The organism is Sphingobacterium sp. SYP-B4668, assembly GCF_027627455.1.
GTDB lineage: Bacteria > Bacteroidota > Bacteroidia > Sphingobacteriales > Sphingobacteriaceae > Sphingobacterium.
In genome coordinates, this window is sequence record NZ_CP115483.1 from 1,807,466 (window position 1) to 1,826,556 (window position 19,091).

Consider the following 19,091-nt stretch of genomic DNA (forward strand, 5'->3'; position numbering starts at 1 on the left):
CGAATTCGATCCGTATACAAAAAGGTTTCGGAGGAATGTAATGATATATTTGTAAGAAAATTTTAGTTTATCTATGTTTGTATATAGTGAATCCCGAGCGGATTAAATCTGATTTTAAATACGTTAACATGGCAAAAAAGAGCGATACAAAAGAAGTGAAACATATACCGGTTGTAACCAAAGAATCTCTTTCTTTTTTTGAAAAATATATCAACAATCCATCCCCAACAGGATTTGAGTGGCAGGGACAACGCATGTGGCTGGACTATTTGAAACCTTATGTAGATCAAACTTATATTGATAATTATGGTACGGCAGTGGGAATTATTAATCCCGATGCTCCGTATAAAGTGGTTATTGAAGCTCATGCTGATGAGATTTCATGGTTTGTTAACTACATCACCAAAGATGGGTTGATTTATGTAGTACGCAATGGTGGTTCGGATCATCAAATTGCTCCTTCGAAACGAGTAAATATCCATACAGACAAAGGAATGGTGAAGGCTGTATTCGGCTGGCCTGCAATTCATACCCGTTCGGGTGAAAAAGAGGAATCACCGAGTTTGAAGAATATTTTTTTGGACTGTGGCTGCACTAGTAAAGAAGAAATCGAAGCATTGGGCATCCATGTAGGTTCGGTCGTGACTTACGAAGACGAATTTATGGTGTTGAATGACCGCTATTATGTTGGGCGTGCACTAGACAATAGGGCAGGCGGTTTTATGATTACCGAAGTGGCTCGTTTACTGAAAGAAAACAAGAAAAAATTACCTTTTGGCCTTTATATCGTGAATTCTGTGCAAGAGGAAATCGGACTAAGAGGAGCAGAGATGATTGCGGATTATATTAAACCCAATGTGGCCATAGTCACAGATGTAACCCATGATACTCAGACCCCAATGATAAACAAAATTACACAAGGAGACCTCGCGTGTGGTGCGGGACCTGTGTTATCTTATGCACCAGCAGTACAGATAAATCTCAATAAATTATTGATACAAGTCGCTGAGAAAAACCAAATTCCTTTTCAAAGACAAGCGTGCTCGCGTTTTACGGGTACTGATACTGATGCTTTTGCCTATTCTAATGGTGGTGTACCTTCAGCATTGATTTCATTGCCGCTAAGATACATGCATACCACGGTAGAAATGATTCACAAAGAGGATGTAGACAATGTAATCAGATTGATTTACCAAACTGTACTGGCAATAGAAGCTGGTCAAGATTTTAGAACATTTAAGAACTAATCAAAATTACATTACATTATAATATGGAAAATAATAGTCAGGAAAACCAAGAGTTGAGTATTGAGTTGACCGAAGAGGTAGCGGAAGGGACTTATTCCAATCTAGCCATAATTACCCATTCCTCTACGGAGTTTGTTGTCGATTTTGTGCGTATCATGCCAGGAGTACCTAAGGCGAAAGTAAAATCTCGGATTATCCTAACACCAGAGCATGCGAAAAGGCTTTTGGGCGCGTTGCAAGATAATATTGTCCGTTTTGAAGCTCAAAATGGTACTATTAAAACAAACGAAAACAGTTTACCACTTAATTTTGGTGGTCCTACAGGCGAGGCCTAGCCCTTACTCTTGCTGCATTTATCAATAGTATCTCCGGTAAATGCGGCAAGAGCATTTTTTCTTTCTTTTTAAATTCTCGATCAAATCGTTTTTCTGGACTTTGTTACTACTCTCTAGACTTGGATGTAGTATTTGTACGTTGTGGATGCAAGGACTACATTGTCGTGGCCAATGGCGTGGTGTTAGGTGCAAGCAGAAAAAAATAAGGTGCTAGCACAACAGTTGGCACTGTTTTTTGTTCTATCTTACAAATAGAGTCTAAATCTTAGACAGATAGCAACAATAAAAAAAATAAGCATATATGGATATACAGGTAAGACCGCTAACCAAAAAAGATTACAGAGACCTGAAGAAATCAATGGAGGAGGCCTATCAAGGTATGGGAGAGGTATGGACACGCGAGAACATTGTAGATTTGATTGATATATTTCCCGAGGGACAATTGTGTGTAGAGGTGAATGGACATGTAGTGGCATGTGCATTGTCCATCGTTCTTAACTCCAAGAAGAATAATATTTATGATAGTTACTACGAAATCATTGACGATGGTAAATTTTCTAAACACAACGATGATGGGGATACCTTGTATGGGATAGAGGTCTTTGTACATCCTGATCATCGAGCACTTCGATTGGGAAGACGCTTGTACGACTCACGTAAGGAATTGTGTGAGCAGATGAATCTTAAAAGTATAGTTGCAGGCGGACGTATTCCAAATTATCACAACTACTCGGACAAAATGAGTCCGAGGGTATACATCGACAAGGTCAAGCGTAAGGAAATCTTCGACCCAACACTTACTTTTCAGCTGTCCAATGATTTTCATGTCAAAAAGATACTTAAAAATTATCTGCCTGAGGATGCCGAATCTATGGAGTTTGCAGTGTTATTGGAATGGAACAATATTTATTATGAACCTGATTCTAGGTCGATTTCTACGTCAAAGCAGACCATTAGGTTGGGCTTGGTGCAATGGCAGATGCGGCTTTTTGATAATATTGAAGCATTCTATGATCAGGTAGAATTCTTTGTCGATACAGTGAGTGATTACGGGGCTGATTTTGTGATGTTTCCCGAGTTTTTCAATACACCATTGATGAAACCATTCAATGATTTGCCAGAACGGAATGCCATGCAGCGTTTAGCAGCGATGACAAATGAAATCGTGGATCGCATTCAGCAATTTGCAGTTTCCTATAATGTGAATATCATTGCTGGATCGATGCCGATATTCGAAAATAACAAATTATACAACGTATCTTATCTCTGTCACCGCAGTGGAAAGGTAGATTCTTATCGCAAGATTCACATCACTCCAAATGAATTCAAATACTATGGAATGGTAGGAGGGAATGAAGTCAAGGTATTTGATACAGATTGCGGTAAAATCGGGTTGTTGATTTGTTATGATGTTGAATTTCCAGAATTGGGTCGTATTTTGGCCGATCAAGGGATGCAGATTCTGTTCGTCCCTTTTATGACCGATACACAGAATGGATATATCCGAGTACGCACCTGTGCCCAAGCGAGAGCAATTGAAAATGAATGCTATGTCGCAATAGCAGGTTCAGTAGGAAATCTACCAAGAGTTAATAATATGGATATACAATATTCACAATCCGCTGTATTTACCCCCTCGGACTTTGCATTTCCAAACAATGCCATAAAGGCCGAAGCTACTCCAAATGCCGAGATGGTATTGATTGCTGACGTCGACCTTTATGCCTTACGTGATCTGCATGAATATGGTACCGTCAAAGTGATGAAAGACAGGAGAAAAGACTTGTATGAGGTCAATTTGCTTAAATAAAGCAAAAGGGCAGTCCTCGGGCTTCCCTTTTGCTTCATTGTAAGAAATAGTGTCTTAGGCTACGTCACGTAAATCAACAGCCACTACTCTCGAAATCCCTTGCTCGACCATAGTCACCCCATAGATAACATCTGTACTGGCAATCGTCCGCTTATTATGTGATACTACAATAAACTGGGACTCATTGGAGAACTCTCGAATTATATTGTTGAATTTGTCAATATTAGTATCATCTAACGGAGCATCTACCTCGTCGAAGATACAGAATGGAGCAGGCTTCAAAAGATATAGTGAAAATAGTAAAGCTGTGGATGTCAAAGTCTTTTCACCACCAGAGAGTTGATTGATGGATAGCGGGCGTTTTCCCTTAGGTCTGGCAATGATATCAATGTCGGATTCCAGCGGATTGTTAGGGTCCGATAGTATCAGGTCACAGCTATCTTCTTCATTAAATAAGGAACGAAATACCCGAATGAAATTGTCCCGTATCGTATTGAATGCGCTCATGAACTTGTCCTTAGCCGTATCATCGATTTCCTTTATGGTGGCCATTAACGAATCTTTTGCTTCCAATAAGTCAGATTTTTCCTTCGTTATAAAATTCGAACGTTCGTTCATTTCATCATAAGCTTCTTTCGCCATGGGGTTGATGGAACCATATTCGTCGAGTTGTTTTTTGATTTTCTGACAGCTGATTTGTAAATGTTCTTGGGAAGCATCGGATTCTGGCGGTTCGTTTTCCAAAAGATCTTTAAGATCGATGTTAAATTCGACGGCAAGACGTTCTTTTAGACTATTGAGGTCAATCTGCAGTTTTGTCTTTTTATCTTTAATTTCGCCTATTAATACATCAGTAAGATCTTTAGACTTGCGCAATTGGGTGATTTGTTCTTCCAAATCGATAATGATTTTGCGGGAGCTATAGAAATCTTCCTCGATGTCGTTTAATCCTTTTTCCAAAGATTCCTTTTGCGCATACATAGCAATTAGGTCTTCGTCATTATGGTCGACATGCTGTAACGTATCTTTTATTTGCAGTTGTACCATGTCATGTTCGACGGTGTTTTTTTCAATTCTTTCCTCGAATGATTCTTTTTGTACTTCTCTATATTCTAGATCCTTCTGTATGCTGGATAATTTGTTCTGTTGTTGGTGAAAAAGAATATTTTGTTGATTGAATACCGCAGATTTATCGGTCAAAATATCCGAAACTTCATTAAAGTTTTCGTGAAGATCATTTAAACTAATTTCCTTTTGTTGAATTTCGATCTTAAGGTCTTGCAAAGATGGGTCCGCTTTCATCAAATCATTCGTGATATTGGTGATTTTCTCTTCAATATCTTGTTTCCGATTTTGACTATTCGTGATGAATGTTTGGTACTGCTCCTGCTTGGTTTTGACCGAGATAAGCTCGTTATTGAAACGGTTCAACTGTTGACGGAGTTCGTCAATGACCTCTTTTTGGGAATTATTTTTAAAAGTCGATAGTCGGGTTGTTTCCTCTACCTCCCGGTTTTGTAGATCTAATATCTGAATATTGAGCGTTTTGATTTCTTTTGCTAGGTTTTCCAAATTCTTGGCCCTACCGATTCTTTTACCTTCAAACAGTCCAACCGAACCACCCATTAACCCCAATTTATTTTTGGAAAATTTTCCCTCTTTATGAAGGATAACTCGTTCATCACTCGGTAACGCCGTATCTAAGTCCGCAATCTCTGGGTTTTTAATGATTACAACATGCTGAAGAAGCAATTGGCACAATGCCTTATATTTCTCATCAACGCTAATGATGTCCAGAGCCGAAATAAAACGCTCATCTGCTAATTCGGTGATAGCGGGAGCTTGTTGGATCGCTTCTAATACGAAAAAGTTGGCTCGCCCTCTTGCCGAATCACTTAAGAGCTGTATGGCTTGCACTGCATCTTGTTGCCTGTCCACTACGTAATGATTCATGATGGGCTCGAGGTAGTTTTCAATTGCTACACGATAATCTTCTTTACAAAAGAGGATGTCGGAGAATAGTGGGAATTGTTTTTTCCAACCTGCATTCTTTCTTAGAAAACGGATAGATTCAGGAAATCCCTCTAAGTTGTCTACCAAAGATTTAGTCAGATTGTATTCATTTTGTTTGGCATCCACAATACGATTTTGTCTATTTAACTCATCTTTAATTTCTTGAACCTTGAGCTCGGTCTGGGAAATTTGACTTTGCAATTCTGTCTCTAGTTGTAATGTAGATTCATACTGCTGTTGTTGAGCCTCGACCCGTCCTTCTAACTCTGCTACAGCAATATTGAATTGATTTAATTCGCTTTCCTTTGATGCTGTATCATTGACATTGCGAAGTGACTCTTGTTGAAGCGCATCCTTTTGGATATTAAGAATTGCTATCTCTTTTTCTAACTGATAGATTTTATTCTGAAGTTCACTTTTCTCTCTCTGGACGACATCTAGCTTCGCCTTTGCGGATTGCTGTTGTGCCCGCAATTCCTCTACGCCTGTCTTATTGGTTTGGAGGTCATCTTGGATTGAATCAAATTTGGCTTGTTCTTCAAATAGTTCTTCGTTCAGCCTTTTGATGTTATAAATTGCATGCTTGAGTTGCTGTTTGTCATTGGCCAATTCATTGGCCAACCTTGAATCCTTCTCTTGAAGGTGACGCATTTGTTCGTTTTTTATTTTTTTCTCGGATTCATAGGCCCGGATTTTATTGACATATTCATGTGTGCTTTTTTGCTGGATCGAGAGGTTTTGTTCTTTAGAGAGGATGTCCTTTTTCTTCTCTCGAAGGTCAGTCTCAACTATACCAATATGCGACTGGCTCTGTTGGTTAGTTTCTTGCTGTACTCGTTCTTGCTCTTCTAACTTTTCAAGATCTTGGCTGAAATCCGCTAATTTGAAATAGGCCAAGCTGATGCTAGCATTTTTATACTCGTCCTTCAATTTGAAGTATTTATCCGCCTTTTTAGCTTGATTTTCTAGACTTTTAAGATTTTTTCCGATTTCAAAAAGAAGATCATCCACCCGGCTTAGGTCGGCCTCGGTATCTTTGAGTTTAGACAAGGTTTGCTTTTTACGGACCTTATATTTCGATATTCCAGAGGCTTCTTCGAAAAGATCGCGACGTGAATTGTCCTTATTATTGATGATTTCATCTATCATCTTCAGTTCGATGATTGAATAGGTGTCGGCACCTAGGCCAGTGTCTAATAATAGGTCGGTTATATCTTTCAATCTACATTTGACATCATTAAGCCTATACTCACTATCGCCGTTTCGATATAGTTTACGAGTGATATTGACCATTGAGAATTCAGTAGGAAGGATGTTTTTTGTATTATTGAAAGTTAGTGATACTTCAGCTAGATTCGCAGGCTTACGGTTTTTAGTGCCATTGAATATGATGTTCTCCATCTTTTCAGAGCGAAGGGCTTTGGTGCTTTGCTCACCCAGCACCCAACGAATTGCATCTACTACATTAGATTTGCCACAGCCATTTGGCCCCACGATTGCCGTAACACCTTCATTAAAGTTGATCGTAATCTTATCACCAAAACTTTTGAACCCCTTTATTTCTAACTTCGTTAACTGCATATTTCTTGATTTACTTCTTCTAAAATTAACGTGCGAAAATACTAAATATGTTTATATTCAAGTCATACTAAATTATACAGTAGTAATAATTTAGTGAATAAATTAGTTGGGATCTAATCTATTTATGCTAGACACAAGGATACCGACTTTAGGGGCGGTATCCTTGTGAGTATAATAGGGATTATAGCTTGGCTAAACGTGCATACATCTCTGCTATTGCAAATTGATCTAGGAGCCATTTTTGGTCGGACGGCTTTGTATTGGAGGACCAATCTTTTCCAAAAAGACCATTTTTATCGCGCATGGATTTCCACGCATAATTTAGGTTTGCCTGAAAGGCGTTGATGAATTGCTTGTCATTGTCCTGATGGTACAATTCGATGTAACCCCTCAGCATAATGGCTATGAACCAATTGTCACTCTTTTTCAAGATAGGGTATGCTCCAGATTTACTTGTTCCAGTTGCTGGAGCAGAGAAGAAATAACCTAATGCGGATTTAGCTGATGCTTGTGCATTTTTTAGGAAATGTTCTTGTTTTGTTAATTTGTAAAGTAGCGCTCCTGCTTGTATCATCTGTCCCGTATTGTAAGGATACTTAGTTTTTTGCACCTCGCCCTTGAGATTTATATTGTCCCAATATAAATGATCGGCAGGATCTTCTAAATACTTTATCGTCCAATCATACAGGCTGATTGCTTCTTTTAGGTAGCTCTCCTCTTGGGTGGCTTCATATAGTTTTAGCAAGTATACGACAGCGGGGGCATTCGAACAGGTGTTTTTAGATTCCTTTCGCTGTTCGCACCAATAGATTCCACCGCCAAGCTTGTCGTCCATTCCACTTGCTACAAAGGTCCATATTTCTTTAGATTTTTCTAAATATGCAGGCTCTTTAGTATGTAGATACAAATCCGCAAAGTCGATACCTAGCCAGATGTTGTCGTCGTAGAATCGGTCGGATAATGGCGCACTATTAACATATGAGGCATAAGCCACTGGTTGGCGTTTATCGTAGTAGTTCTCCAAACCTGGTAATACCACTTTGTCGATATGGGCCTTAATGCGAGGGTCGTTGGATTTCTCAAGTAGAGCTGTGTAAGCAGAAAGGCTTCCCGAAAATGGCCAAAGATAGGAATAAGGGTTTGACTTCTTTTCGTTCTCTCCGCCTCCAAGATAACTTGCATTGTAGGCATTGTCAAAGGGATATGTTTCTCTATAAAGATGTTTCCCATCAGCAACTCCATAAAGTTTTTCAATTATAGAAAGACTTTTAGTTGCCTTTTCATAATTTGAATTATTGGTGCTTTTTTGAGCAAAAACACTTGTCGTGAGTACGACAGCTACACTTATTCCAATGATTTGCTTGATCATTTTAATTGTTTTTAGTTGTTTTTTCAAAATATACAAGGCCCTCAAATAACATCGCGGCACTTGATTGGCTGGTTAACTGTGTTTGTCCCAAAGGTTTTTGCGTCCATGATGGGCTGAACAATACTATTCCTACATCGTTCCCCTGTATCCAAGCAACTTTGGCATTGTTTCGGAGAAAATTTTCAAATTTTGAACGAAATGCTTCTTGAATTCCATCACGTTGTAAAAACTGAACGAAATATCGCACAAATATACCTTTGAACAAAGCTCCATCGCCGTCTCCTTCATTCCGTAGTACATTATTACTGGCATCTATACATTTGGTAACGGTGAAATTAGCGATTTTTTGAGCATCGTTCATATAAAGTGGATCTTTGGTGATATCATAGAGCTCTACTGCCGTTCCGAGAAAAGTACCTTGGTTATAGGTCAGTGCAGTTGTGTTTACGACATCGGTCTCTCCATTGATATTGTCATATACCGCACCTGTAGCCCTGTCAAAAAGTGTTTCTTTCTGCCAGTCGTAAATACGGAGAGCCCATTCTAGATACTGTTCATCTTTTGTCAGTTTGTATAGTCGTGCGGCCAGTATGCTAGCTGGACCATTGGAACAAGCATTTTTGGAGTAAAGCATATCTTTTCGCCAAGCAAGCCCTCCACCTGCGTATTCTGTATTCCAAGCGGGGAGTATATCATGCCATAAAAGTAGCACGGCATCCATGTATTTTTGCTCTTTTGTAATTTCATAAAGACGGAGCATAGTCAGCGCATTCCACTCCATATCATCGTAAAATACATTTTTATACGTGTTGCCATTTTTAATCTTGACACCATTAAACCATTTTTCAAAGTAAGCACTGTATTTGGGGTCATTGGTGCGGAGGTAGCCATCTATCACGACATCCATTGCATGTGCATTGGGCCAGTATTGGAATCCGTTATCGGAGCCATCGCTACCATAGTTAAAATAACCCTCATTGTTCCAAAACTGCTGGATAAGTTTGTCTGTTGTTTTCTGCGCCATTTCTTCCCAAGAGACATCGAGATTATCGTCGTACAGATACTCGTCATCAATCTTAGTGCAGCTCCCTAAGCTTATTAAGCTCAACAGGAACAGTCCTATATGCTGTAGTTTCATTGTGTTGCCTTCTAATTTACAGTGACTGTATGTGTGTATTCCTTGTCTCCTTGCAAGATGACGCTGATTGTTGTGGATTTTCCATCAATAGCATCCCCGAATTTCCACTTGTCATCCCATTGTGTGACCGATTTTAACAATTTGATGTAATAATATGATGGATCACTCGATGCGTTAGGGCGACTATCTGTTGGGTTTTTTGCGCCAAATTGTTCAGTAATGTTTTTTCCATTGACTACGGCTTCCGATTGAAGTTTGTATCTTTCGTCTTTTCCCCAACCTTCTTGTCTGAAATTAACAATACCAGTACCTGTCCATATTCCTTTACCTTGATATGGTAGGTTAAAGAGTATTTTATTTTCAGGAGAGAACCATAATCCAATGGATTTGATTTGCGCAAAGCTTATTGTAGCCACATTGAAATCGACCTGTATTCGATATACACCAGTTTGACTGACTTGCATACTGAGTTCCTCTACTGTTTCTTTCAGCTTCACCTGGTTGTCCGTGTAGAATCGGCGAGCATTTGCATCTTTGCGGTCTAAGAATATATAGTCCTTACCTGCTTCCAATTTTGTGTAAATTTCAAATTCACCGGTAGCTGTTTGTTTGAAAGCTAATGCCGAAGCAATATCTTTTCCGCCTTCGGATCCTTCTCCAGATACATACAACTCATTAGGGATGTCGGCAAAGCCCTCTAAGCTGGATATATTTAATTTGCGTACGATGGGTGAGAGTACACGGGTTATTCCACGAGAAGCAATAACTGTCCACTGCACGTCTCCGCTCTCTCCTGGGTTGACCCCGGCCAATGCCGCTACAGCATTAAGCACTTTATGGGTGACATAAGCATTTGTAGCGAAACCCTTATTGTTAGATGTCAATTTGTATAATGGTTTTGAAAAATCTCCACCTATAACATCAAATGCGATTTCATATTGAGGGGCACCACCATCTTCTGTCAATGCAGACTCCCATTCAAAGAAAAGCGAAGCGGAAGCTGAACTGACTAGTTTCACGGCTTTATTGTCCACAGGTTCGAATAAGTTGTTTACAGCCGAGATCTGTACATCTGTATAGTTCATGTTTTCGGTCTTGCAAGCGCCCAAAGAGGATATTAATGCAGCAAGCCAGATAAAAATTGATATTCTTTTCATGATTTCTTTGGTTATAGTTTAGTTAGCGTAACCCGGATTGTTGGGTAACAGATTTTTGTTTAGATCTACTTGTGCACTTGGCACAGCCCAGAGATAATCCCTGTTTTCATCAAATCGGCGATTGTCCAGACGGATATAATCACTATTGCCATTGGCAAATTTTGCACCATATACAGTGCCCTCCAGATAGGTCTTACCAGCTTTCCAGCGCATAATATCGAAATAACGAAGACCCTCTAAAGCAAGCTCACTACGACGCTCATTACGAATTAAGGTTGTCAAGTTGGAAGTACTCATCCCTGTAGGAAAGTCTAAGGCTGTAGCTGCTGTAAATCCAGCTCTTTCACGAATTGCACGTATTGTTTGATTCCATATATTAGCGTCTAGTTTGCCAAGTTGTTGTTGCGCTTCGGCATACATCAGTAAAATATCTGCATATCTAATCATGATGACATTGAGTCCTGAGCTAAAGTCTTGGGTACCCGTGTGGTCATAGTATTTCTTAACGTAATATCCAGTAGGAGATGCATTGCTGTTGGCGCCGGCATATTCATCCGACCTTTCTGTATCATTACTACCTGTTCCAGGTTTTATGTAAATTGTGCGAGTTTCTCCGCTGAGGTTAGTCCATTGTCCGCCGTGAAACACGATTGTTGCCCCCATACGTGGGTCGCGATTCACATACGGATTGTTTTCAGAATAGGTGGGGTCACTATTTATTGGTAATCCATTTATTGTTAGGTAGTTGTTTGCTAATTCCTGAACAGGAGCATAGGCATTTAGACGGGCACCAGCAGATAGTGGGGCAGCATCATAGAGTTTGTTCCACGTTTTTGCGTTTGATACATATCCATAATCTAATATGACTTCTTCATTATATTCATTGGCAGGCTGAAATATGTCTTCATAGTTTTTGAGCAAGGAGTAATTGCCATATATTTCCTGTTTTTGCATTAAGCTATCGCAATAGTCGGCTGTTTTCTGCCAGTTGCTTTCATATAGATAGGCCCTTGCTTGCAAAGCCAATACCGCCCCTTTTGTGATTCGACCTCTATCACTGTTGGCTAACTCATTGCGATTAGGTAGTCTGGAACTGATATTAGAGAGTTCTTCATGAATGAAGGTGAGGATGTTCGCTTTAGGTGTACGATTGATATTGCCGGCCTCTGATACAGTAATGTCTGAGGTAAAGAAAGGCACATCTCCAAAGAAGTTGACTAATCGAAAGTAAATAAATGCCCGTATAAATCGGATTTCTGCCGATCTTATTTCTTTCCAGTCTTCCGTAGCATCTGAAATACGATTCACATTAGCTAAAAAAACATGACAGGTTTTTAATCCGCGGTAAGCATCCGCCCATTCTGAGGCGAAAAGTGTGTTAGTCGGATTTGCTAGTCCATTTCGAATAAGCCTTTGATTGGTTGGAGATCGACCTTCAAAAATATTGTCACTCAGAGCTTCGTCATTCCACATCTTATCGGCCGAATACATCTGATTGTAGGCCATATTGACCAATTGGTCTGCATTGGCAGTAGACTCCCAAAAGGTAGCATCTGTAAATTCGCTTGTCAAGACAGGGTCCATACTATTGCATGAGGAGGTCATAGCCGCTAAAAAGCTAGACAAGCCTATCATTTTTAATATTCTATTCATTGTCGTATATTTAAAACTGAATATCTAAACCTAATCCATAATATTTTAATGTCGGGTAGTTGCGTGCACTATTGGCTGCACCACTCATGTTCTCATTGAATTCCGAAGATTCAGGATCAATCCAAGAATTGAGGGTCAAAGTCAGCAAGTTTTGGGCATTGACAAATATCCGAGCCCTCTGGAGCTTTACTTTACTTGTCCAAGACTGGGGCAATGAATAACCGATTTGCAGATTTTTCAAGCGTGCATAGCGACCATTGAACAGAAAAATGTCAGACTCTGTTTGGTAATTATTGGTTGTAGATGTTGATCCCGAGGCAGTCAATCGTGGCCAAGTGGCACTAGTGTTTGTTGGGGTCCAATAGTCTAATTGGTGCTGGTAGATGGCATAGGAATAGTTTTCGTGAAAAGGTTCGACCAATTCACCGCGTACCATCATATCTCTACTGCCCACACCCTGCCACAGCATACTGAAATCAAAGTTTTTATACCGAAGATCATAGGTAAAGCCAAAGGTATAACGTGGAAAAGCATTTCCGAGGACAAATCGATCTTTTGAGTCTATGATGCCGTCGCTATTGCGATCCACATATCGGACATCTCCAGGTTGAAGATCAGATGCTGCGACACCTACTGGTAGGGCGGCAGTTTCGATTTCTTGAATATTCTGGAAATAGTTTTGGACCTTGAAGCCATAGTAGGAATTGAAAGGTAAGCCTTCTCTTATAACTTTTCGGATTCTATCAGATTCTGAAAACTGTTCTTTTCCCTCGAAATAGGTTACCTTATTATAAGAATCTCCTACATTTGCCGATACACTGTGCTGGAATTCACCAGTGTTTCCTCGATAGTTGAGGACGAGTTCCCATCCTTGGTTGGTCATTTTTCCAATGTTGGTTTTAGCGGGGTCAACGCCTGCTGTAGATGGTATAGTTGGTGTGATGAGGATATCTGTCGTGTTTTTATGAAAATAATCGAAACTAGCGGTCAAGCTGTTCTTAAAGAAAGAAGCATCAGCTCCTATATTAAAATTATACGTCTTTTCCCAACGTAAGTCTTCATTACCAAAGGTAAATCCGGCACCATTTGCAATTTTATTATCAAATCCATAACTACCGGATATAGGTATATATCTTGTTAGGTACTGATAGGCGGGGATATTTTGATTCCCTAATATCCCGTAGGATGATCGTAGTTTCAATTCCCCAATTTCTTCTTTATACGATTGCATAAAGCCTTCTTCCGAGAGTCGCCAGCCAAGTGACAGCGACGGGAAAAAGCCCCAACGACTCGGTTTAGCGAACTTTGAAGACCCGTCATAACGGAAGGAAGCTTCCATAAAATAACGTTGAGCATAAGCGTAGTTTAATCGCCCAATTATAGAAGTGATGTTGGTTTCTTCAGTCCTTTGAGGTGTTACTGCACTTGTTAGGTCGATTTCCGTGCCCGTTGTAGGTGTACCCAATATAGGATCAGTAAATTTCAATTTAATTTCATTCTGACGCCGCGTATTGGATTCATTTGTTGCTCCGAAGAGTCCTTTAAATTCGTGGTCGCCAAATGTACGGTTGTAGTCCAATAACAATTGGTAATTGAGCAAGGAAACTTTTTCATTAAAATCTTCAGTATTGCGAGTGGAATTGACGTAAACCAACGGTCTTTCTGCGTCAACGCTTGAGTATAGTGGCACTTGAATTCTGCGAATGAAACGATGATCAGCGTTGATGTCTGCGCCGAAAACTCCACGTAATTTCAGACCCTCCATCAGCTTCACATCCAATGCGATATTGGCATTGAAGTAATCATTGTCATTCTTTTGGTATCCTCCTTCTCGTAATTCGGCCAGTGGATTCTGATCTGTGAGTGCATTGTTGATAAGATAACGTCCATTGTCAGCTTGCATGCGATAGTAATAATAGGACGGGATTCGGGATGAATTGATGATGGCATTGCTAGCAGTTGTACTTAATCCGTTGTTTCGCGAATATGCTAGGATGCTACTGAGCTTAAATATTCCAAATTCTGTAGAAAGATTGGAACGGAGATTGAACCGTTCAATGCCGTAGTCTTTGTTGCCAACAAAATTGCTGCGTTGATTCAGGTACCCTCCCGAGAAAAGATAAGTCGAATGCTCACCACCTCCGGATATAGATACATTATGGTTTTGCTGTAATGCGGCCTGCATAATTCGGTCATAGTTCCATTCTTCTTCTTCCCGGTGGCTATATAAATCTAGGATTTGGTCTGGTGTAAATTCTGGATCGGCTCCAATGTTGGTCAAGGCCAGGTTTTTTAAAGTAGCATTTTGATAGCCCGCTACAGGTGAAAATAAGATTTTGGGATCTTGTATACCCGCCATTGCTGACAGATTGATGCGTGGAGCTCGATTTTTGACGCCCGATTTAGTAGTTACGAGTAGTACACCATTGGCGGATCTGGAGCCATATATAGCAGCGGTACCAGCATCTTTCAATACCGATACGCTTTCAATATCCGCTGGGTTTAGCTTATTGAGAGCTCCGGACTCGGAAACCAAACCGTCGATGACTACCAACGGGCTATTGTTGTTCATTGTTGAAATACCTCTGATATTGATATTCAACGTATTGCTGTTGGGATCCATACTACGTTGCTGGATGTTTAGGCTTGGCGAAGCTCCTTGTAGGGCCTGCGTGACATTGGCCACTGGCCTGTTTTCTATAGCCTTGGCATTGATTTGGTCGACTGCCCCGACTACCGATCGGCGTGTTGTGGTACCGTAGCCGACAACGATGACTTCGTCAAGTGAGTGCGCATTTGGAGACAACTCAATACGGATCTCCAGGTCGTCGACCCGTACTTCAGAGCTCTGGTAGCCCAGATAGGTGATACGTAGTTTATCACCTATCTTAGCCGGTATTGAAAAAGCTCCTTGGTCATCGGTGACGGCAGAGGCGGTTGATCCAATAAGGAGCACTGTCGCTCCCTGAATAGCATTGCCGCTTTCATCGACTACTTTCCCGCGAACGGCTTGCTGTGCTGCCGTCCATTTCAGGAAAGAAAGCTCGGTTGTTGCCAAAAGAGGATGGTGCCCCAATAGCAATATACCTGCAACAAATAATAATTTCGACTTCTTAAACATAATGAATAATGGTTTATATTCTGGTTACTTAAGCTTGTTAGCTAAACCGCATTAGCTGTATAGCTAAAGCGGTTTAACAAATGTATATATATAATTTAAAAAACCAATTATTCTGTCAAAAAATAATTTTGTGATTTAATATCGATAGGAGAAAAGGAAGAAAATACCATAGAAAGATTAGCTTAAAGCAGGTGAGGACGGCTAATGACAAAAAAAAGGACACAATTTTTTTGTGTCCCTTTTTTTTGTATTCCATAACACTGTTATGTAACATCTTTATTTATTCCTTCCAGTGTTTTTCCCTTTGTTTCTGGTAAGAAAATGATAAAGACGAACGACAGAACTACCATTGCTCCATAAAAGAGAAAAATGTAAAAGCCCCCATTTTTTCCACCCTCTACAATGACCGGAAATATCCAAGAGATGACAGCTGCAAATACCCAGTGAGTCGTGCTGCCCAATGAAGATCCCTTGGCACGGACTTCGTTTGGGAATATTTCTGCTAAGAATACCCAGATAACAGCACCCTGTGATAAGGCAAATGCACCTATGAAACCTATGATGTAAAATAGTAAATAGGAAGAATGCCCTTCTTTAAGGCCGAAAGCAGTCAAGATTAAAAAGATGAACATTCCAATGGCTCCTACTAAAAGAAGTTTTTTTCGTCCAAACTTATCGATGATACTCATCCCCAACAAAGTGAAAACAACATTGGTCCCACCAATAAATATCGGTTGTAAATACGTAAGTTGTTCATCAAAGCCCGCTATTTCAAAAATTCGAGGCGCATAGTAAAGGATTGCGTTGATACCCGTCATTTGATTAAAAAATGCGAGGAGCACTGCAAAAGCTATTGGTTTACTGTATTTTCGTTGCCATAGTGAAATTTTCTTTTTGTGCGTATACATTTCAGTTTTACTGACCAAATGTTCCTGACCCAATTTGTCGAAGACAATGTTTGCTTGAACAATATCCCTATGTAATGCTAGCCAACGTGGACTTTCTGGTATTTTTTTTAATAGTAAGTAAAATACGCATGAGGGAATAGCCATGATGCCAAGCATATATCGCCATGCATTTTCTCCTGTATTTACAAAAAGAAAATTGGTCAGATAAGCCACGAATATTCCACTAACAATCATAATTTGAAATAATCCTGTTAATTTACCACGGTCTTTAGCTGGTGATATTTCTGAAATATAGACTGGACCTACAACTGAGCTAATACCAACAGCCACTCCTCCGAGAAACCGGAACAATAAAAACATACTCCAGAAAGGAGATATACCACAGCCAATAGCGGAAACTAGATATAGGAGTGCAATAGTACTCAATACGGGCCTTCGGCCATAGCGTTCTGAAAGTCGCCCAGCAACAATAGCTCCGAAAATTGTGCCGATAAGCGATATGGAAACCGTCAATCCGTGCCAAAAAGCATCGAGTTGCCATAATTTTTGAATAATTTGTTCGGCTCCCGAAATTACAGCAGTTTCAAAACCGAATAGAAACCCTCCGATAGAGGCTATCAATGAATACTTCCAAACATTTTTCATACGCTAAATGATGTTGCTAAACCAAAAAATAAATTCCATTCTTTAAAAGATGCTATGTATATCGGAATGTCAATATCCGCCTGCACGACTGAGAGAAATCTGCTATGCGCCTTTGAGATGCTTCCTCCTAATACCAATCCCTCTGGCTGTAGCGGTAAAATATGAAGTGTAATAAAATCTACTAGTGCCAGTGCTAGAAAGGAAAATGCAGCTCTACGTTCATCCACTAGTGTTTCGGTATCTACCAAGGCTTTGACATGTGCTACTCCTTCGATACCTTGTTGTCGAAGATACTCAAGTATACCCCTTGTAGAAATGTAGTCCTCAGCAATCCCATCACGAAATTGGGCGGAGCCGTAGTTCAGGTCTCCGACTATTTCTTCGTTGTAGAGTGCTGACCCAAGACCTGTCCCTAAACTCAGACCCACAATTCGTTTGTTTTGTAGATTATGGTAGTATATCTCACCCAATAAAAAGGCTTCTGCATCGTTCAAGAATTTAATGTTTAGAGAAGATACGCCGTATTTTTCTATAAAATAAGATTTGATGTCCATGTGTAACAACGCTTGGTATTTGTGCATACCATCCATCAAACAGATGCCGTTTTTGTAATCAAAGGGACCGGGAATAGAAATGACCATCTTCTCTATCTCTTGCGTTTGTGCGCTCCAAATCGATTGGATAATAATGTCCCATTGAGCTAGAATGGTTTCGCGACTTGCTGCGCTATCTACATCACCTTTCGCTTCTTTTAGAAGGGTGAATACTTGTGATTGTTTTTCTAACGAAGCAGCTGCAATGTGCGATCCGCCAATGTCTATGCAAACTACTATTTTATTTTTCATTGAAACACATTTGTCTTTTGAGCAAAAAAGAGATTTCTGTACGATAAATTGGCATGACCAACATCGTCACATCCATTCCAGTAGAGGAGGATGCATCAGCGGGATGCGATACGCGTAGATAAATTATACTAGGCATGATTTATAATGGTTGATTTATAACAAATTGGCAAAACCGGTTTTGCCAATTGCGTAAAGCTATAGAATTTAAATAAACTCTCCAATTTTTTTATAAGGAACTTTGTCTTATCTGAAGTTCGGAAGGTATAATGTCCTCTACTGTAGTATTGTTTCTATCTTTTAATTGGTCTAGTAATATGTGTACAATGCTTTTTGCAATTCCTTCTAGAGGTTGACGGATACAAGATATTTGAGGTTGTAACAGTTCAAAAACTTCGTGGTCATCGAAGGTTACTACAGCCAGTTTACTTCTCTTTTTAAGTTTTTGGATGGCCTTCAATCCGATTATGCAGAGGTAGTTCGTGCTGAAATAAAGAGCGTCTAGTTGAGGTTTTTTTTCTAGCCATTCTAGTACTTCTTTCCAAGGTCCTTCTCTCTTTTCTCTAAAAGATGTGAAGCAGACCTGGGGAGTATGACCTTGTTTTTCTAGTGCATGGCGATAAGCCTGGAGTCTGTCCTGCATCTGCGGCTGTTGAGAGTCAATCGTTACCATTCCAATGTTGCTATATCCCTGCATCAGTAGATGTTGGATAGCAGAGGTACTTGCTTCATAATTATTGGTGCCTACGTAATTGGTGTTTATTCCAGGGATTTTTCGATCAAATAATACGATGGGGGTATTACCTTGGATGATTCTTTGGACCTCCTCCTGTATACCATCCGTTGGCGATAATATAATTCCATCCACATGTTTGTCCAACATCGTTTGTACGATTTCAGCAGCAAGTTTATTATCCCCCATAGTGCTACTATAAAGAACCTGATATTCATATTTTCTCAGATACTCTTCGATATAGAGCGCAATGGGACCAAAGAATGAGTCACCGATATTTTCAACGATGAGACCAATTGTACGGGACTTTCCAGTAGCTAGACTTTTCGCTAATGCATTAGGTTTGTAACCTATTTCCTCAATATAATCTCGAATACGTTGTGCTAGGACCTTACTGATTCTGCCTTTTTCTGCCTTTCCATTGATGACCAATGATACAGTCGACTTGGAAACTTTTAAATGTTTTGCTATTTCACTGATGGACATAGGTTACCAACTTTATGGAAGGCAAAGTACATATTTTATATTGATATTAAGAA

13 protein-coding genes are annotated in these 19,091 nt (G+C 39.9%); 3 read left to right on the plus strand and 10 right to left on the minus strand.

The features are described from left to right. The first annotated feature begins 128 nt into the window (after window positions 1–128). From OQ289_RS07655 to OQ289_RS07665, 3 genes are all read left to right on the plus strand, one after another. On the plus strand, window positions 129–1,247 hold the full coding sequence (locus OQ289_RS07655; protein WP_270090124.1) for a M42 family metallopeptidase: 1,119 nt from the start codon (window positions 129–131) through the stop codon (window positions 1,245–1,247). Between the two features lie 23 nt (window positions 1,248–1,270). Then, window positions 1,271–1,582, plus strand: a complete 312-nt coding sequence (locus OQ289_RS07660) for a DUF3467 domain-containing protein (RefSeq protein WP_033565939.1) — start codon at window positions 1,271–1,273, stop codon at window positions 1,580–1,582. A gap of 301 nt (window positions 1,583–1,883) precedes the next feature. Further along, entirely contained in the window at window positions 1,884–3,392 is a 1,509-nt protein-coding gene (locus OQ289_RS07665) for a carbon-nitrogen hydrolase family protein (protein WP_270090125.1), read from the plus strand. A gap of 54 nt (window positions 3,393–3,446) precedes the next feature. On the opposite strand, the gene smc is transcribed toward OQ289_RS07665, so the two are convergent. From smc to OQ289_RS07715, 10 genes are all read right to left on the minus strand, one after another. After that, window positions 3,447–6,986, minus strand: a complete 3,540-nt coding sequence (gene smc / locus OQ289_RS07670; protein WP_270090126.1) for a chromosome segregation protein SMC — start codon at window positions 6,984–6,986, stop codon at window positions 3,447–3,449. Between the two features lie 181 nt (window positions 6,987–7,167). Next, window positions 7,168–8,355 (minus strand): glycoside hydrolase family 76 protein, encoded by a 1,188-nt coding sequence (locus OQ289_RS07675; protein ID WP_270090127.1) that lies wholly within the window; start codon window positions 8,353–8,355, stop codon window positions 7,168–7,170. 1 nt (window position 8,356) lies between these two features. Further along, a complete protein-coding gene (locus tag OQ289_RS07680; RefSeq protein ID WP_270090128.1) occupies window positions 8,357–9,493 on the minus strand; it encodes a glycoside hydrolase family 76 protein in 1,137 nt (378 codons plus the stop codon). Between the two features lie 11 nt (window positions 9,494–9,504). After that, window positions 9,505–10,650, minus strand: coding sequence for a SusE domain-containing protein (locus OQ289_RS07685; protein WP_270090129.1), 1,146 nt, complete (start codon window positions 10,648–10,650; stop codon window positions 9,505–9,507). Window positions 10,651–10,668: 18 nt separating this feature from the next. Next, window positions 10,669–12,303: a RagB/SusD family nutrient uptake outer membrane protein gene (locus tag OQ289_RS07690; RefSeq protein ID WP_270090130.1), complete on the minus strand. Its 1,635-nt coding sequence runs from the start codon at window positions 12,301–12,303 to the stop codon at window positions 10,669–10,671. A 10-nt stretch (window positions 12,304–12,313) separates the two neighbouring features. Beyond that, window positions 12,314–15,424, minus strand: a complete 3,111-nt coding sequence (locus OQ289_RS07695; RefSeq protein WP_270090131.1) for a SusC/RagA family TonB-linked outer membrane protein — start codon at window positions 15,422–15,424, stop codon at window positions 12,314–12,316. A gap of 263 nt (window positions 15,425–15,687) precedes the next feature. Further along, window positions 15,688–16,977: a sugar porter family MFS transporter gene (locus OQ289_RS07700; RefSeq protein ID WP_270090132.1), complete on the minus strand. Its 1,290-nt coding sequence runs from the start codon at window positions 16,975–16,977 to the stop codon at window positions 15,688–15,690. After that, window positions 16,974–17,822, minus strand: coding sequence for an ROK family protein (locus OQ289_RS07705; protein WP_270090133.1), 849 nt, complete (start codon window positions 17,820–17,822; stop codon window positions 16,974–16,976). The genes OQ289_RS07700 and OQ289_RS07705 overlap by 4 nt, the downstream gene beginning before the upstream one ends. After that, window positions 17,812–17,958: a hypothetical protein gene (locus OQ289_RS07710; protein WP_270090134.1), complete on the minus strand. Its 147-nt coding sequence runs from the start codon at window positions 17,956–17,958 to the stop codon at window positions 17,812–17,814. Before OQ289_RS07710 ends, OQ289_RS07705 begins: the two co-directional genes overlap by 11 nt. Before the next feature lie 90 nt (window positions 17,959–18,048). Beyond that, window positions 18,049–19,038: a LacI family DNA-binding transcriptional regulator gene (locus OQ289_RS07715; protein ID WP_270090135.1), complete on the minus strand. Its 990-nt coding sequence runs from the start codon at window positions 19,036–19,038 to the stop codon at window positions 18,049–18,051. Window positions 19,039–19,091: the final 53 nt, after the last annotated feature.

Excerpts from the sequence above, each read along its gene's own strand:
- OQ289_RS07700 (WP_270090132.1), bottom strand. The coding sequence starts at position 16,977 with ATGAAAAATGTTTGGAAGTATTCATTGATAGCCTCTATCGGAGGGTTT.
- OQ289_RS07695 (WP_270090131.1), bottom strand. The coding sequence starts at position 15,424 with ATGTTTAAGAAGTCGAAATTATTATTTGTTGCAGGTATATTGCTATTG.
- OQ289_RS07705 (WP_270090133.1), bottom strand. The coding sequence starts at position 17,822 with ATGAAAAATAAAATAGTAGTTTGCATAGACATTGGCGGATCGCACATT.
- OQ289_RS07715 (WP_270090135.1), bottom strand. The coding sequence starts at position 19,038 with ATGTCCATCAGTGAAATAGCAAAACATTTAAAAGTTTCCAAGTCGACT.
- OQ289_RS07660 (WP_033565939.1), top strand. The coding sequence starts at position 1,271 with ATGGAAAATAATAGTCAGGAAAACCAAGAGTTGAGTATTGAGTTGACC.
- OQ289_RS07655 (WP_270090124.1), top strand. The coding sequence starts at position 129 with ATGGCAAAAAAGAGCGATACAAAAGAAGTGAAACATATACCGGTTGTA.
- OQ289_RS07665 (WP_270090125.1), top strand. The coding sequence starts at position 1,884 with ATGGATATACAGGTAAGACCGCTAACCAAAAAAGATTACAGAGACCTG.
- OQ289_RS07680 (WP_270090128.1), bottom strand. The coding sequence starts at position 9,493 with ATGAAACTACAGCATATAGGACTGTTCCTGTTGAGCTTAATAAGCTTA.
- OQ289_RS07690 (WP_270090130.1), bottom strand. The coding sequence starts at position 12,303 with ATGAATAGAATATTAAAAATGATAGGCTTGTCTAGCTTTTTAGCGGCT.
- OQ289_RS07685 (WP_270090129.1), bottom strand. The coding sequence starts at position 10,650 with ATGAAAAGAATATCAATTTTTATCTGGCTTGCTGCATTAATATCCTCT.
- smc (WP_270090126.1), bottom strand. The coding sequence starts at position 6,986 with ATGCAGTTAACGAAGTTAGAAATAAAGGGGTTCAAAAGTTTTGGTGAT.
- OQ289_RS07710 (WP_270090134.1), bottom strand. The coding sequence starts at position 17,958 with ATGCCTAGTATAATTTATCTACGCGTATCGCATCCCGCTGATGCATCC.
- OQ289_RS07675 (WP_270090127.1), bottom strand. The coding sequence starts at position 8,355 with ATGATCAAGCAAATCATTGGAATAAGTGTAGCTGTCGTACTCACGACA.